The 15,227-nt window shown below is 68.7% G+C and carries 13 protein-coding genes; 6 read left to right on the top strand and 7 right to left on the bottom strand.

Annotated features, from left to right (window positions below; translation table 11 throughout):
- From H0524_RS24555 to H0524_RS09205, 3 genes are all read right to left on the bottom strand, one after another.
- The coding region (locus H0524_RS24555; RefSeq protein WP_255435849.1) for a helix-turn-helix domain-containing protein at positions 1-185 on the bottom strand (185 nt) is incomplete at its 3' end.
- A gap of 43 nt (positions 186-228) precedes the next feature.
- Complete coding sequence (locus tag H0524_RS25375) at positions 229-1,428, bottom strand: methyltransferase (protein WP_309225049.1); 1,200 nt, start codon at positions 1,426-1,428, stop codon at positions 229-231.
- A complete protein-coding gene (locus H0524_RS09205; RefSeq protein ID WP_180198262.1) occupies positions 1,425-2,318 on the bottom strand; it encodes a hypothetical protein in 894 nt (297 codons plus the stop codon). Before H0524_RS09205 ends, H0524_RS25375 begins: the two co-directional genes overlap by 4 nt.
- Positions 2,319-2,753: 435 nt before the next feature.
- Between H0524_RS09205 and H0524_RS09200 the strand changes: the two genes are divergently transcribed.
- Genes H0524_RS09200 through H0524_RS09180 form a run of 5 tightly spaced genes read left to right on the top strand, consistent with a single transcriptional unit; the run spans position 2,754 to position 6,619 of the window.
- Entirely contained in the window at positions 2,754-3,299 is a 546-nt protein-coding gene (locus H0524_RS09200) for an RNA polymerase sigma factor (RefSeq protein WP_218941651.1), read from the top strand.
- Between the two features lie 2 nt (positions 3,300-3,301).
- A complete protein-coding gene (locus H0524_RS09195; protein ID WP_180198261.1) occupies positions 3,302-4,231 on the top strand; it encodes a hypothetical protein in 930 nt (309 codons plus the stop codon).
- A gap of 41 nt (positions 4,232-4,272) precedes the next feature.
- Positions 4,273-4,911, top strand: coding sequence for a hypothetical protein (locus tag H0524_RS09190; RefSeq protein WP_180198260.1), 639 nt, complete (start codon positions 4,273-4,275; stop codon positions 4,909-4,911).
- Positions 4,908-5,696 carry a hypothetical protein gene (locus tag H0524_RS09185; RefSeq protein ID WP_180198259.1) on the top strand — a complete coding sequence of 263 codons (789 nt, stop codon included), beginning with the start codon at positions 4,908-4,910 and terminating at the stop codon, positions 5,694-5,696. Before H0524_RS09190 ends, H0524_RS09185 begins: the two co-directional genes overlap by 4 nt.
- A gap of 17 nt (positions 5,697-5,713) precedes the next feature.
- Complete coding sequence (locus H0524_RS09180; protein ID WP_180198258.1) at positions 5,714-6,619, top strand: ABC transporter ATP-binding protein; 906 nt, start codon at positions 5,714-5,716, stop codon at positions 6,617-6,619.
- Between the two features lie 420 nt (positions 6,620-7,039).
- Here the strand turns inward: H0524_RS09180 and H0524_RS09175 are convergent, their stop codons facing one another.
- On the bottom strand, positions 7,040-7,450 hold the full coding sequence (locus H0524_RS09175) for a hypothetical protein (protein ID WP_180198257.1): 411 nt from the start codon (positions 7,448-7,450) through the stop codon (positions 7,040-7,042).
- 159 nt (positions 7,451-7,609) lie between these two features.
- Positions 7,610-9,046 (bottom strand): MFS transporter, encoded by a 1,437-nt coding sequence (locus H0524_RS09170; RefSeq protein ID WP_180198454.1) that lies wholly within the window; start codon positions 9,044-9,046, stop codon positions 7,610-7,612.
- 555 nt (positions 9,047-9,601) lie between these two features.
- Here H0524_RS09170 and H0524_RS09165 point away from each other — a divergent pair.
- A complete protein-coding gene (locus H0524_RS09165; protein ID WP_180198453.1) occupies positions 9,602-11,293 on the top strand; it encodes an alpha-keto acid decarboxylase family protein in 1,692 nt (563 codons plus the stop codon).
- Positions 11,294-11,430: 137 nt separating this feature from the next.
- Here H0524_RS09165 and H0524_RS09160 read toward each other — a convergent pair whose 3' ends face one another.
- Positions 11,431-13,023 carry an LPXTG cell wall anchor domain-containing protein gene (locus H0524_RS09160; protein WP_180198256.1) on the bottom strand — a complete coding sequence of 531 codons (1,593 nt, stop codon included), beginning with the start codon at positions 13,021-13,023 and terminating at the stop codon, positions 11,431-11,433.
- A gap of 214 nt (positions 13,024-13,237) precedes the next feature.
- The gene (locus tag H0524_RS09155; protein ID WP_180198255.1) at positions 13,238-15,184 is read right to left on the bottom strand and encodes an ABC transporter ATP-binding protein; all 1,947 of its coding nucleotides are present in this window, start codon (positions 15,182-15,184) and stop codon (positions 13,238-13,240) included.
- Positions 15,185-15,227 lie beyond the last annotated feature (43 nt).

Genomic DNA, 15,227 nt, shown 5'->3' with positions numbered 1-15,227 from the left:
CGCTCGGCCGTGCCGGTCCGGCACGCGGCTGCCAGCAGCTCGTCGAGCGTCCCGAAGTGGTAGAAGACCAGCGCCTGGTTCACTCCGGCGGCGGCGGCGATGGTGCGGGCCGAGACGCCGGCGATGCCGTGCTGGCGGATCGCGGCGAGGGCGCCGTGGAGCAGGCGTCCCTTGGTGTCCGACATTGCTCTCCTCCCGCCGGATGTGGCGGTGCGATCATCGCATCCGTCACCAGTTCGCCAGCCAGGTCATGCCGGGCAGCCGCAGGGTCCAGCCCACCCAGGCCCAGCCGAGGTTGAGGTGCTCGAGAGCACGGGCGACGGCGGCCACCCCCCGTTCCGCGTGGCCGTCGCCGCCCGTGTACGCGGCCCGCAGCTGTCCCTGTTTGGCCGGCACGATCGTCAGGCTCACCGGGTCCCGCCGTGCGAGGAACCGCCAGATCGCCACGCACGGCCCGCACCCGGTGTCGAGCCGCAACACCGCGGGCGCGCCCGAGGCGTACGGCCGCCAGCGCGGACACCAGTCGCGTACCGCCCGTCGCCAGTCCCGCCAGGCGTCCCCGTGCCGGTGGGCCAGGTCGTGCTCCTCGTGCGGCCGGGCCACGGCCGCGCTGAAGGCGACGGCGAGGGCGGTCGCGGCCAGCAGCGCCAGGCTGCGGGTGACGGCCGCGGTCAGCAGGAGCAGGGCAGTCGCGCCGACCTGCATCGGGTTCGCCAGGTACGCGTAGGGCCCGGTGCGCACCAGCCGGGTCGGCGGATCCCACGGGTACGGGGTGCCGCCGCCCCGCCCGGCGAACTCGCGTACCGCGATGAGCGCCGGGGTGGCCACCAGCAGCGTGACCTGGGCCAGGACCAGGAGGGCGGCCCGGGGCAGCCCGGTGAGCGGGGACCACGAGCCGCCACCCAGCTCGAAGGCGACACTGGGCACGAACCACAGCAGCAGCGGGGCGAAGACGACGACCTGGAGCAGCACCCGGGCCCGCAGGTGCCGGTCGTCGGCGCTCCACCGGCCGAGCAGCTGCGCGGGGAGGGCCACGGCGAGCAGCCCCACCACCTCGCCCACCAGCCAGTGCGGCCCGAGCAGGACGAGCGGGTGCAGCGCCGGCATCGCCACCACGTCGAGCCAGAGCAGCAGGCCCAGCGTGAGGGGCAGGGGCAGGAACCGCCGTAGCAGCACCGGCAGCGCGCCCCAGAGCGCCGCCCAACCCAGCCACAGGTCGACCGGCATCCCCCGGTAGGCCCCGTGTACCGGCGCGAACGCGTACCAGCCCGTTCGGCGGGCCGACTCGTTCAGCGCGGCGATGCCCAGGGCGGTGGCCACGGCGGCGAGCAGGGCGGCGGCCCGCGCCCGCTGGTCGCGCTCCAGCCGGGCTGCGGCCAGCACCGCCAGCAGGGGTATCCCCAGGGCGAGCCAGCGGGCGGTGGTCACGGCAGGACGAGCATGTCGAGCAGGTGCCCCACGCCCTCGTGGAGCAGGCCGTCCTGGAGTGGCCCGAAGTACCAGGAGGGGTCGAGACCGCGCTCGTACTCCACCCGGACGCGCACCTCGGTACGGTCCCGGTCCACCGCCTGCCAGGTCACCTCCGCGCGCCGGAAGGTGACCCACCGACCGGTGATGGCGGTGTCCTCGACGAACCGGAAGCCGACCCGGCCCGGCTCGCTGTCGGTGACCTCGGTGAGCAGCTGCCCGCCCGGCCCGTGCGAGCCGTCGTGGTAGGCGAACATCCACCGGTCCCCGGTGGCGAGGCCGTCGCCGGTGACCCGGGTCGGCACGGGTACGCCGAGCAGGCGCAGCGGCACCGACCGGACCGGCACCGGGCGAGGGCCGGCCGTCAGCCGCCCGCCGACCGCGTGGGCCGGGAGGTTGACCACCCGCACCACCTCGACCGACTGCTCCGGGTTGATCCGTGGGGCGAGCCCGGTGCCCTCGAGCCCGGGTACGAGCAGCAGGGGCACGACGACCAGCGAGTACGCCCGGGTGGTGCCGCGGCGGGCCCACCTGATCAGGGCGGTGGTGCCGTGGGTCATGGCGTACACCAGCGGCGCGGACAGGATGACGCAGATGGCGCCTTCGTGCAGCGCCACGGAGGCCAGCAGCAGCGCGATCGTGGTGGCGGCGAAGACCCGGCCGTGGGTGGTACGGCCCGGGGTCAGAGCGAGGGCGGCGGCCAGCAGCACCGGCAGTCCGACGAAGAGCAGGGCGCTGTCGGCGCGCCCCTGGGCCACGGTGATGGCGTAGACGACGACCCCGAAGGCCGCGATGAGGCTGGCGAGCGTCCAGTTGGCCCAGGTACGCCTCGGCTCCGGCTCACTGGTCATGCTTCCTCCCAGGTTTAAGCGATCGCTCAAACGGAGGGTAGACTGATTTGAGCATCTGCTCAAGAGGTGGCCCGGTCGAACCCCGGGCTTGTCATCACAAACGGTGAGACCGGCAGGTGTTCGGCGAGCCTCGATTCGATGTCGACCCCGACTGGGAGTGGCGCACCGCCGCGCTGGACCCTCCGGACAGCAGCTACGCACGCCCTCGTCACCCTGGACCTGGACGGCCACGGCGCCCAGGACCCGCGACGACGGAGGCGATCCTGGAGATGGCTCGTAGGTGGGGTTCTTGTGGAGGATCCCTCCCACCGCTGTGGAGAGTAGTGGCATCACGGTTGATTGCTATCGTTATGCGCGAATTTCTACCCGTGCCGGAGATGCGACGGACGTTGCCGGGCTGCGGCGTGAACCGTGCGGACGGGAGCGGCTACGTACATGGCAGTGGATTCGGACGAGCAGTTGATGAACGCACTGGCCAACGGCAGCGAGGAAGCGCTACGGGAGCTCTACCGGCGGCACGCCGCCACGATGTTGCGGATGCTGCGGCGGCTGGCCTCGGACCGGTCGGTGGCGGAGGAGATCATGCAGGAAGCCTGGTTGGCAGTGTGGCAGGCGGCCGGCTCGTTCCGGGGCGACTCGTCGGTGCGCGGCTGGTTGCTGGGCGTCGCACGACGTCAGGCCCACAACCGGCTGCGCCGGCTGTCGCCACCGACGACGGAGCTCTCGGAAGCGCTGGCGGTGGCCGACCCCACCGTCGACATCGAGGCCCAGGCGCTGGTCAAGGCGGATCTGATGGCTCTTGCAGAGGCCGTGGCAGCGCTGCCGGGCCATCTGCGGGAGGTGGTGATCCTGGCGGTCGTCGACGAATTGCCGTATCGGGACGTGGCCGCTGTTCTCGGCGTCCCCGTCGGCACGGTGAAAAGCAGGATGGCGCACGCACGGGTCCGGCTGGCCGCCGCCGTGGGAACAGGGGATGCCTAGCCATGGTCCATCTCGACGATGAAGCGCTGCTATCGGCCGCAGATCCCACCGTGGCCCTGACGCCGCAGGTGCGCTCCCATCTGGCCGGGTGCGCGGCGTGCGCCGAGCGCGTCACCGCCACCGAGCGGCTGGCGGCCGCGGCCCGGACCGCCGACCAGATGCTCACCGGCCCGGCCGACGTGCCCTCGTTCGACACGCTGATCGCACCGGCGCTGCCCGCCGGACGTCGGTCGACCCAGGCCGGTACGGTCGCCGACACCGCGCCGCCGGAAGCCATTCCACGACCCGGCCTGCGGCGGTCGTCGCGGGTGGCTCGGCAGTTGGTGGCGGCCCAGTACAAACTAGTCCCCGGCTACCTACTCCCGCTCACCGCGGTTGGACTCGCCCTGGCGGTCTGCCTCGCGGTGGTCGTGCCCGACCCCGGCTGGCGGGGCGCCGCCTTCGGAGCTCTGGTCAGCCTGCTCCTGCTCGCCGGCGGGCTGGCCGTCAGCGGTCCCCGGACCGACCCGAGGTGGGAGTTGCTCATGGTGCTGCCGGTCACTCCACGTGCCGTGTTCCTGGCCCGGCTGGTGCTGGTGTTGGCGGTCGATCTGACAGCGGCGCTCCTCGCCACCGGGCTGGCGGCCCTGCTCGACCACTCCGTCGACAGCCTGGTGCTGATCTCCGGCTGGCTTGGGCCGTCGTTGCTGAGTGCCTCGGTGGCGGTGCTGTTGACGATCTGGCGTGCCTACTGGCTCGGGAGTTTGGCCGGGGCACTGGTGTGGTTCTCCGCTGTGGTGACCGATCTGCCGGCACGACGTGTGCCCGATGTGGGGGTCGGAGCGATTCTTGATGCGGTCTGGTCCGGTTCAACTTTCCCGGCCGTCGTGTCCGTGCTCCTCCTGGCGCTGGCAGTCCGGCTGGTTCCGGAACCACGCCGGATTTCCATCTAGGATCGGTGAACCACCCGGCCCCCGGCCGCTACGTACCTGTTGTGACAGGAGTAGAGATCTGGGGATTCGAGGCCAGGCGCTGCGGCGTCGCCGGCCTCGCGCTGCCCTGGCTGGCCGCCGGTGGAATCATCGCCGTCTCCATAGCCGCGGCCGCCGCGAAGGCCGGTACGGCCGACGCGGTCGGTCTGGGAATGGTCAGGCTGGTGGCGATGGCCTTCCCGATCACGGCGGGAATCGCCGCCGTCGCCGCCGTCGGTCGGGAGCGCATGCCGGAGCTGCAGTCCACTATGCCCACCCCCTATCCACGGACGGTGCTGCGTCGCCTCGTCGTGGTGACCGCCGTGACTCTGCTGGCCGCCGCCGCCTTGATCGTCGTGCTGGTCGCGCGAGGCCAGTGGAACCATCCGGCGCACGGTGTCGCGGCCATCCTGGTGCCGCTCGGCCCCGCGCTGCTGTTCATCGGCGCCGGCGCCTGGGCCACCGCCAGGCTGCGCTCGGTTGGTGGCGCCTCGGTGGTGGTGATCGGCTTCTGGTTCCTGCAGATCTTCTACCTCGACCGCTTCATCGGGGTGTGGCAGGTAAACCGGGCGCTGCTCTCCGTCGCCGGTGTCGCGCTCGCGGTCCTGGCCCTGCGCAGGCTCAGCGTCTCCGAGCGGCTCATCAACGGGAGCCGGGAATGAGCCGCCTGCTGAACTCGGCGTGGACCGGCGCGATCAGGTACGAGTTCCTGATGGCGACGCGCCGCAAGGTGGTGTGGCTGGCGGTGCTGCCGCTGCTCGCGATCGGACTGCTCATCCAGATGCTGTCGCCGGAGCCGGCCGAGCCACACACCGCGGCCGCCCGCGTCGGTGCCTGGTCACTGACCATGAACCTGTTGGTGGTGGTCGGGCTGGGCGTGGCTCTGGCCGACCGGTTCACGGGCACCACCCGGAGGGGTCTCAACGAGCTGCTGCTCGCGACCCCGTCGAGACTGGCGGCGCGCTTGCTCGGGTCGCTGGCCGGCAGCCTCGCCGCGGCGCTCGCACCCGTGGCCGTCACCATGGTCGTGGTGGGGGTCGTGTTCACCCTCACCAGTGGTGACGTGTCCACCCTCGGGTGGGCCGTGATCGCCTTCTGCACGGTCAACGTGCCCAGCGCCCTGCTGCTGACCACTTTCGCGGCGACGCTGGGACTGGTGCTGCCGATGGCGGTGGTCCGGGTGATCGCCGTGGCCGCCTGGTTCTGGGCCACCCTGCTCAGCACCAGCATCGTGCCCATCCCCACCATCACCGGAACGCTGCTGTCCCCACTGGGCGACTATGTCGCGGGTGGTTGGCTGCACACCCCGACCCTCTGGGCCGGCGAGGGCGCCTTCGCCGCTCCCGCCCCCTCCTTCACCGCCGCCGCCGTCAACCTCCTCCTCGTGGTGGCGATGAGCGCCGTGCTGTTCACCGCGTCGTGCGCGCTCGCCCGACGCCGCCTCTGACGCCGACCGGAGACCTGATGGACATCGAGATCACGGATCTGACCAAGACCTTCAAGGGCGACGCGCGCGCTCTGGACCAACTTTCCCTGTCGCTGGCACCCGGCATGATCGGGCTGCTCGGTGCCAATGGGGCCGGCAAGACCACCCTGATGCGCATCATCACGGGCTTGATCAGCCCGACGTCCGGCCGGGTGATCGTGGGTGGCCACGACGTGGCCACCGGGCCGGGCCGGCAGGCGGTCCGCCGAGTGCTCGGCTACCTGCCACAGGACCTGGACCTGTATCCCGACCTGAACGCGCGTGAGTTCCTCGACTACGTGGCCCTGCTCAAGGGCATCGACGACAAGCGGGTCCGCCGCAGCCAGGTCGGGTCACTGCTCGAACGGGTGGCGCTGACCGAGCACGCCAACCGCCGGGTACGCGGCTTCTCCGGAGGCATGCGACGTCGCCTCGGCATTGCGCAGGCTCTGCTCGGCGACCCAAAGCTGGTCATCGTCGACGAGCCCACCGCCGGCCTGGACCCGGAGGAGCGGATGCGGTTCCGCACCCTGCTCGCCGGCCTCGGAGGTGACCGGACGGTCATTTTGTCCACCCACATTCTCGATGACGTGGCACAGACCTGTCCGGCGGTGGCGGTGCTCAACGCCGGCCGCCTGGCTTACCACGGAAGCACCAACGGTCTGGTCGAAGCAGCTGACGGCAGGACGTTCAGCCTGCACACCACCGGCGCCCCGCCGGCCGGCGATCTGACGGTGGTCAATGCGCAGGCCACGTCGAGTGGCATGCTCTACCGCTTCGTCACCGAGACTCCGCCCGTCGGGGCGGAGGCGGTGGCGCCGAGCTTGGAGGACGGTTATGTCGCCCTGATGCGGACGTCTCGTGCGCGTCCCCAGGAAGTGGCGCGGGACCGACGATGTGGCTAAATACCGCGACTACGACCGCGAGGACACCCACCAGGGGTATTTCTCGATCGACAAGAGGATCAAGCGCCTCCTGATCCAAAGGTGTCGAACCGCGGGGAAGGGGTAGGTCAGGCGACAGATGTCGATGCGTACGATTTGATTCTGCGCGACAAGGAGCGGCTGCTGTCGTTCGCCGAACTGGTCCGGTTCATCTTCTCCCACTCCGGGTGTCGAAAGAGCCAAGGTTGAATGCGCCCGCATGCCGTTCGCCCCGCTGAACCACGAGCGGAAGGAACCGGTGAGGTACGACGTTGTCACCGACTTCAGTGAGCTCATGCAGCTCGTTGCGGCCGGGTCGTGACTGGCGCCTCGAGCCTCGTACCCCTTCTTGGGGCTCAGTCCCTCGATGCTGGCGGCCTGCTCGGGGTGCCAGCCACCGGCTCAGAACCTGCCTCGGGCGGGCTGGTTCGCCGGGTGCTCGCCGAAGCCGACCAGCCCAATCGTGCTGACCAATAGGCTGACAGCGATCGCGAGGCCGAGCGTCAGGCTGAGCGGGGGCTCAGCCTCGATCGCACCCAGCACGGCCGCGCTCGTCGCGCCAGCCAGGAAGAGGGCGGCCGGCCCCCACCGGGTCGGCCGCGTCGCCGAGCGCAACAGGGCCAGCACCCCGGGAACGAGCACGCCGAAAACCGCCAGCGCCCCGATCAGTGAACTGCGAAGGGTCTCCGGGTCGAGCCCTCCGGAGCGTGGTTCGGTGCCGGACAGCAGCGCGGTGCAGGAACCGATGCCGAGCAGGGCGACCAGGCCGGCGGCCGACCGGAAGATTCTGGTGTGCAAGCTGTGCAAGCGCATTTCAGTACCCATTTCCGAGCTATCCGAAGACGGTGCGGAACGCGAATACAGAATAGGGGTGGACCTGCCGGAAGATACACCCCGCGTGTCACATCCCGGCGGGGCAACCAGCCCTCCGGGGGCCGGGTCGGACAGGTGCTTGCCGGGGTAGCGGGTGGCTCAGGATGCCCGACCATGTCCGTGGCGGCGGTTGCCGAGGATCTCGACCAGGCTGGTGAGCAGAGCGGCGGCGACGATGCCGATCGCCACGGCGAGCGCGTACCGAAGCGCGGTTGACCAGCGTCCGTCGTTGGCCCCGACCGCCGCGAACAGGGTCGCGGTGATGATCGCCAGCCCCATCGCGGATCCGACCTGCCGCAGGGTGCGGTACATGCCCGCGGCGCTGCCGACGTCAGCCCGGGGCACCTCCTGGAGAGCCAGCGTGTTGTTCGGTGTGATCACGAGGCCGCCGCCGATCCCGACGAGTAGTAGCGTAAGGCCGTTCACCATCAAGAAGGTCGTCCCGTGCAGACCGGCGAAGGCTATCGTCGTGGCGAGACTCGCCACGACGGCGATGAGTCCGATGGCCAGCAGTGGACGGCCGTAACGGTCAACCTTCCGTCCACCGAGCACGGCCCCGAGGACCGAACCTACCGCGAACGGTGCGATGGTGAGACCGGTGATCAGTGGACTGCGGTCAAGACCGTACTGCAGGTAGAAGCTGAAGATTGCCGGCAGTGGGGCAAACCCGGCGCCGACGAGGAATCCGATCAGTAGCCCTCGTCGGTACGTCCGTTGGGTGAACAGACGGAAGTCGAAGACCGGCGGGTGGCGTCGCGCGGTGGCGGTTTCCCAGGATCGGAAGGCGACGAGGACACCGATTCCGACCGGTACCAACAGCCACGGCAGCAGCCCCGTCCACTGCCCCTGTTGCAGTGCGGGCAGGATCACCAGCATGATCCCGACGGCCAGTAGCAGCGTACCGATCAGGTCGTGGTGATCGGTCTGGCGGCGGGTCGGTCTGCTCGGGAAGTACCGCCAGATGAGCACCGCCGCCGCGGCTCCGATCGGGGCGTTGACGAGAAAGACCAGCCGCCAGCCGTCGTCCGCCCCGGCCACAGCGATGACGATGCCACCGAGCAGTGGGCCAAGGGCGGCACCCGCGTGGGAGGCGGCACCGACTGCTCCGAAGGGGCGGCCCCGTTCCCCGGGGCGGAAAAGTTCCTCCACCAGGGCGTTGACCTGGGGGGTGAGGACACCGGCGGCGGCGCCCTGCAGCAGCCGGGCGACCACCAGGATGATGCCGGAGTTGGCGAGTCCCGCCATCGTGTTGGCTGCGACGAACAAGGCGAGACCGAGGAGCAGGGTGAACCGTCGTCCCTTGGCGTCCCCGAGCCGCCCGGCGGGGATGAGGACGAGCGCGAACATCAGCGAGTAGCCGGAGAAGACCCATTGGAGAATGTTGTTGTCGGTGCCCAGCGCACGGTCGATCGAGGGCAGCATCACGGTGATGGCACCGAGGTCGATCCAGGTGATGAACGAGACGGTCAGCGCAAGGTTGAGGAACCGCCACGGCCGGGCATACGCGGCCGCTACGGGAACGTTCGACCGCGACATCCTCACCGCCTGATCCTGCGACAGCACCTACGAGACCGGGTTGGGCTGTCTGCCTGGCCCGTGACCCGCCGACATAGGTCGCGGTCTGCACCTGCCGCCACTCCGGCCGTCCGCGCGGTCATCGGATCGTGGGGCGGGCACCCTCGGCCCCCTACCCGCTTCGGGTGCAGTGAGCGCAGCAGTACAGGCGGCCGGAGGTCCTCGACACCATGGCACCACTTTGACCGGGCAATGCTCGCTGGCCAAGGCTCCGTCAGTATCAACCACTGGCAACGGGCCGGAGACCGAATCGGGGATTGATTCGGTCTGGGGCGCCGGAACTACCCACGCCGGGGTACGCACCGCGGCAGTTCGCGCACCTGCGGGCGCTGCCGCCGCTGCTCGCGGCTACCGGACAGGCCGGCGTCACAAGTCGGGCCGACGGGCTGCTCCGGCCGATGCTCCACCACCGGAGGAGGCAACGCCGAGTTACGGAAGCCGACCTCAGGCGCGAACGTTGAGGTTAGGGTGAGGCTGTTCCATGGCGTGGATCCGAAGAATGCTTCAATTGGAGGAATGGTGGGGGAGGATGGGCCGACGGTAACGGTCGGCGAGCTGTTGCTTGGTCGCCTCCATGACCTGGGTGTACGGCATGTGTTTGGAGTGCCCGGCGAATTCACAATGGGTTTTACCGATCAGGTTTTGGCCTTCGATGGAATCGACTGGGTCGGCAGTTCCAGCGAGCTGAACGCTGGCTTCAGTGCTGACGGATATGCGCGGGTTAATGGTCTGGGGGTGATCGTCTCGCAGTTTGGCGCGGGTGAATTATCGAGCACAAATGCCTTGGCTGCCGCGATGGTTGAGTCTGTGCCGATCGTGTCGGTCGTGATCGGCCCTTCAATGGAGGTCATGCGGGGGCGCGCCCTGATCCGTCATTCACTGGTGGATAATTTTCCGGACAGTTGGGTTAACGTCGCCGGACAGGTGACCGTTGCCCAAACCTCGTTGGCCCCGGAGTGTGCGCTCCGGGAGATCGACAGGGTTCTGTCCGAGTGTTGGTCGCAGCAGCGTCCCGTGTATATCCGGATTCCTGCAGATGTGTCTAAAACGCCCGTCCCGCGGCCGTCGCGACCTTTCACCCGCCCGGAGCCGGTCTCGAATTCCGCGCAACTGGACGCGTTCGCCGTCGCCGTTCAACGGCGGCTCACTCACACGGAGCGGCCAGCGTTACTGGTGGGAAATATCCCGATCCGCCTTGGCCTCGGGCCTGCGGTCGCCGCCTTTGCGGCCGAGCACAATTGGCCCGTCGCCGCGCAGGCGCCCGGTCGGGGATTGTTTGACGAGTCTGACCCGCGCTTCGTCGGGGTCTATAGTGGCAGTGGGAGTCATGATTCAATCCGGGAAGTGGTTGAGGGCGCCGACGTATTGGTCTGCCTGGGTGTCACATTTTTTGAGTGGAGCGGTCTTTTCACGGTAGACCCAGATCCTGATCGGATCATCAACCTGGAGCAGGATTCCGCAGAGGTTGCCGGCACCCGGTTTGGCCCGATCTCCATGGGCGCGGCGCTGGGTCAACTGCACGAGGTGGCCCCGAGTCGTACGAGTGACTGGCCGCATGACGCGGCTCCGTTGATCGAATCGTCCGAACTGGCTCGGGCGGGCGCCAGGCCAATCTGTCATGAACGGCTATGGCCGGCACTTCAGGGGGTGCTCCGTCCGGGCGACATCCTGGTCGGGGAGGTTGGGACATCATTTTTTGGTTTGGCAACGATGCGGCTACCGGCCGGGGATACCGTTCTGATGGCGCCGACCTGGGGGGCGGTCGGTTATGTTATTCCGGCGTCTTTCGGCGTCGGAGTCGCGATGCCTGAACGGCGGGTGGTGTCGATTACCGGCGATGGAGGTCTGCAGATGTCCTCACAGGACATAAGCCGGATTCTCGCCTTTGACCAACATCCGATCATTTTCGTGATAAATAATCGTGGCTACACCTCGGAGCGGGCAATAGAAAAAGAGGTTGGGGGAAGGGCTCAGTCGCACGGGGAGGAGATACCTGATTGGCGGTACGGTGAGCTACCAGCGGTGTTTGCCGCGAAGGGGGCCTTCGTGGTGCATACCGTCCGCACCGAGGCCGAGCTGGCGGAGATCTTGGGTGGTATCGAAGAGCGCCCGAGTCGGTTGATGCTCATCGAGGTGATGGCCGATCCCTCGGATGTGCCTGAAGGAATGCGGCAGTGGACTCGGAAGGCCGCCGTCCCGCAATCCTAGCGGAGGGAGTGTGTCGATTTCGGCGCAATCTAGCGCTGGTAATTGGGGCGATCGCGAGGTGGTGGCCGGCCAAAGGGCATCGCCCGCGAAAGGGGATACCGCCGGGCCAGCGAGGTCCCCTTCCGTGGGCGGTGGTGCTACTCGATTGTGCGGCGTCGGCGCGCGAAGTAGATCAACGCCGCGCCGATGACCACGACCCCGCCACCGATACCGCCGAGGAGGGCGGTGTTGGCTCCGGTGATCGGCAGCCCACCGCCACCACCACCACCACCACCACTGCCGCCGACGGTGACGACCAGCTTGACCTCGTCGTTGGCCCGGTCAGACTCGGCCGACTCGGGGTGCGGCCGGACCCGCAGAGTGCCGTCATCGCCGGGGGTTGAGATGATCCGTAGCTTCATCATCCCCTTGACGCCCGGGTACCCGGATGCGACCGCCGGCCACTCGGACTCGGTGCCGCAGGTGACCTCGGGAAGTTCCTCGACCGGCTGCCCATCCTTGTCCAGGAAGTAGCACCACGGTCCGTTGTATTCCTCGTCGGCGACCAGCACGGTGCCGGCCGGCGCCTTGAACGTCCAGCTGGCGCTACCATCGGATGGGCCGTTGTTGATCACAGTGTAGGGAATTTCGACGATTTCGCCGATGGCGCCGTTGACCGGCTCCGCGGTGACCGTAAAGTCGTGCGTGTTCGGCTTGGTCCAGACCGAAAAACTGGCCCAGTTGTTGTCGGTGTTGCCTTCGCGCAGGCTGGCGGCCTTTGGGGTGGGGGTCAGGTCGGCGAGTGCGGCCGCGAATGTCTTCCCCGCCGCCCCATTGCGGGTCAGCGACTTCGGTGACCGCTCGGCTTCCAGGTCGTCAATGAGTCCGACCTGGACGCCTCCGGCGTCCTCGCCCGGGCCGCGTAGGTTCTTACCGAAGGCGACGTGGAAGAGCGACGTGCCCTCGTCATCAACGAATGCGATGCCTTCGCCGACACCGAGTGGCTCGAGGCCCGGTGGTGCCGGGCAGGTGACGACGTTCGGTCCGTAGATGTAGCCCTCCGGGTGCTCGCCCGGCCACCAGTCCCGGTACTCACAGTCCGAGTACTGCTCGACGATGCCGGCGCCGGTCGGCACCCAGATTTCGACGTACCACTCGTCGGTCGGTGTGTCGCCGTCGTTGTAGATTCCGGCGGTGATCGGACGGACGTCGCCACCGCCGACGGGGTCGTCTGCACCGGAGATGTCGGCAGTTGACGCGACCAGGTCGGGGCCGCTTTCCAGGATCACGACGTCGAGGTCACCGCCGCCGGTGTACTCGGCGCCGTCGGGGCCAAGGCCGTGAATCGTGCCCTTGAGGGTGCCGGCGGGGCCGGGCGCGGCCTGCTGCTTGCTCCTCAGTTCGAAAGCGTGCATCCATTCGGTGTGCTCCGCCGGGAGACCGGTGAGTTCGCAGGTGACGACCTGACCATTCGCCTCGCAGTAGTCGATCCATTCCGGCACGCTGATGTCGACCCCACGCAGGTCACTCGCGTCGAACGTCATGGTCACGTCGGCGGCTGGCTGGTCGCCCCTGTTGTAGGCATAGGCCCCGACGAGCCGGCCGCTGTTGTCGACCTCCCCGCTGGTGCTGTAGGAGATAGCCAGCTGAGGTCCTGCGGCGAGGGCAGGAGGTGAAATCAGAGTGCCGGCGGACGCGGCGACGACCAGAGCGGCCGCGCTCGCTGCCAGGCGGACCTTGAGATAGGACATGGCCCGGCAGAATACCTGATTCTTGGTCGCCTCGATGCCCTAGGCGTGCATTAAGGCTGATTTAATCAGAATATCCTACATTGAGTTACTTGAATTATCAGTCATGTCGCAATTGCCGCAAGCGAACTTTTATCGGTCGATTCGGTCCGGTATTCCTGTTATCGGATGCGGTTGGTGCGGGCGTTTCGGTCCAGCACTTCTTGGGGTTGCCCGCTCACCCGTTTACCTCGGTGGGCACTGCCGACCCGGCGGCGACGGTACGGTCGCCGCTGAGTAGCTGCCCCCGCGCCAGCTCCCGGTAGAGCTCGTCCTCGGCCATGAGTTCGTCGTGGGTGCCGGTCCTGCGGACGCCACCGTGGCCCATCAGGACGATCACATCGGAGGCCGCAACGGTGGACAGCCGGTGGGCGATCACCAGCATCGTGCAGCCCGCGGCGAGTTCCTCGACAGCTTCGCGCAGTGCCGCCTCGTTGACCGAGTCGAGCTGGGAGGTTGCCTCGTCCAACAGCACCAGCCGGGGCCGGCTCAGCAACAGGCGACCGATGGCCAGCCGTTGGCGCTCGCCGCCGGACAGCTGCGTTCCGCGGTCACCGATCTCGGTGTCCAGGCCGTCGGGAAGCCGGCGGACCAGGGCGCCGAGACGGCTGGCCGCCACCACCGCGTTCAGCTGGTCGTCGGTGGCGGCCGGCGCGGTGTAGAGCAGGTTCTCGCGCAGCGTGCCGGCCAGGGCCGGAGCTTCCTGCTCCACGTAGCCGATCTGGCGGCGCAGCTCGTTGAGCGGGACGTCCGCCACGTCGCGGTCGCCGAGCAGGACACGGCCCGTCTCGGGCTCGTAGAAGCGTTCGAGTAGGCCCAGGACGGTGGTCTTTCCGACGCCGGAGGGGCCCACCAGTGCCGCCTGGGCACCGGCCGGAATGTGGAAGGACACCTCACGGAGCACGGGGACGCCCGCGCGGTAGCCGAAGCTCACGTTCTCGAACGTCACCGACGAGGGCGGCCCGCCGGACGATGCGCTGGCCCCGCTGAACGGTGTGCTTGTCCCGCTGAACGGTGCGGGCGGCCCGGCGGTGTCGCCGGCCCCCGTGAGCGGGACGGCTTCGCCGACCACGGGCGCCGCGCTACCGGGTACCGGCTCGACCTCCATATCGTTCACCGTCACGATGCGCGTGGTGGCGGCCGAGGCCTTCTGCAGCTGGGTGACCGCATTGACGATGTGGATGATCGGGGAGGCCAGGTACAGGATGTAGAGCAGGAAGGCCACCAGGTCGGCGGCCGAGATGCTCCCGTTGGCCACGCGCACCCCACCGACGCCGAGGACCATCAGGAACGACAGCTGGACGGCGAGGCCACTGGCGACGCCGACGACCGCGTCCAGTTTAATCGACCGGACCCCCGCCGCGTACGACGTGCGGGCCCATGCACTGATCCGTTCGGACTCGCGCTCCTCCGAGACGCTGGCCTTCACCGTACGGATGGCACCCAGGGCCCGCTCGAGGCCGGCGGTCATCTGCCCCAGCCCTTCCTGTGCCCGCTCGGTGGCGGTCCTGATCCGGTTCAGCGCGGGCACCACACCAACGCCGACGACCAGCAGAACCGCCAGCACCGACACCAGTTGGACCCAGTCCAGGTAGGCCATCAACGCGATCGCCCCGACGAGCGTCACCACGGCGGACACCGAGTCCAGCACGTTGGCCGTGATGACCGACCGCAGCAGGGTGGTGTCGGCTCCGGCGGTGGACAGCAGGTCGCCGGTCGAACGGCGGTCGTACTCCTTCATGCGCAGCCGCAGCAGCCGGTGCACCAGGGTCAGTCGCAGTCCCAGAACCATCCGTTCGCCCGAACGCTCCAGGATGAACAACTGGATCCCGGACAGCGCGGCGCCGCCCAGCACCAGGGCGACGAGAAACAGGATGGGCCGCAGCAGGTCTCCGTCCTGACCAACCCGCTCCAGCACCTCACGTGCGGCCAGCGGCTGGGCCAGCGCAGCGCCCGAACCGAACAAACCCAGGCCGACACCGACAACGAGTGTTTTCCGATAGGGCCGGGCAAACGTCAGCAGTGCCTTCAAGCCGGCGGTGTCGAACTGTTCCTTCGCGGTGTCCGGCTGCTTCTCTGCTCCCGTCCCGACCGGACGTTCCTCGGCCATCCGTACGTCACCCATCCTGTGTTCCCCTCACCCAGCCCTCGTTCGTCAGCGCGCCAGG

This window comes from Salinispora sp. H7-4 (genome assembly GCF_013416675.1).
Lineage (GTDB): Bacteria > Actinomycetota > Actinomycetes > Mycobacteriales > Micromonosporaceae > Micromonospora > Micromonospora vitiensis.
This window is presented reverse-complemented; position numbering and strand designations above follow the sequence as displayed.

Bases quoted from the DNA above. Each gene is read 5' to 3' on its own strand.
- H0524_RS09205 (WP_180198262.1), bottom strand. From the start codon at position 2,318: ATGACCAGTGAGCCGGAGCCGAGGCGTACCTGGGCCAACTGGACGCTC.
- H0524_RS09200 (WP_218941651.1), top strand. From the start codon at position 2,754: ATGGCAGTGGATTCGGACGAGCAGTTGATGAACGCACTGGCCAACGGC.
- H0524_RS09195 (WP_180198261.1), top strand. From the start codon at position 3,302: ATGGTCCATCTCGACGATGAAGCGCTGCTATCGGCCGCAGATCCCACC.
- H0524_RS09185 (WP_180198259.1), top strand. From the start codon at position 4,908: ATGAGCCGCCTGCTGAACTCGGCGTGGACCGGCGCGATCAGGTACGAG.
- H0524_RS09180 (WP_180198258.1), top strand. From the start codon at position 5,714: ATGGACATCGAGATCACGGATCTGACCAAGACCTTCAAGGGCGACGCG.
- H0524_RS09175 (WP_180198257.1), bottom strand. From the start codon at position 7,450: ATGCGCTTGCACAGCTTGCACACCAGAATCTTCCGGTCGGCCGCCGGC.
- H0524_RS09170 (WP_180198454.1), bottom strand. From the start codon at position 9,046: ATGTCGCGGTCGAACGTTCCCGTAGCGGCCGCGTATGCCCGGCCGTGG.
- H0524_RS09165 (WP_180198453.1), top strand. From the start codon at position 9,602: ATGGTGGGGGAGGATGGGCCGACGGTAACGGTCGGCGAGCTGTTGCTT.
- H0524_RS09160 (WP_180198256.1), bottom strand. From the start codon at position 13,023: ATGTCCTATCTCAAGGTCCGCCTGGCAGCGAGCGCGGCCGCTCTGGTC.
- H0524_RS09155 (WP_180198255.1), bottom strand. From the start codon at position 15,184: ATGGGTGACGTACGGATGGCCGAGGAACGTCCGGTCGGGACGGGAGCA.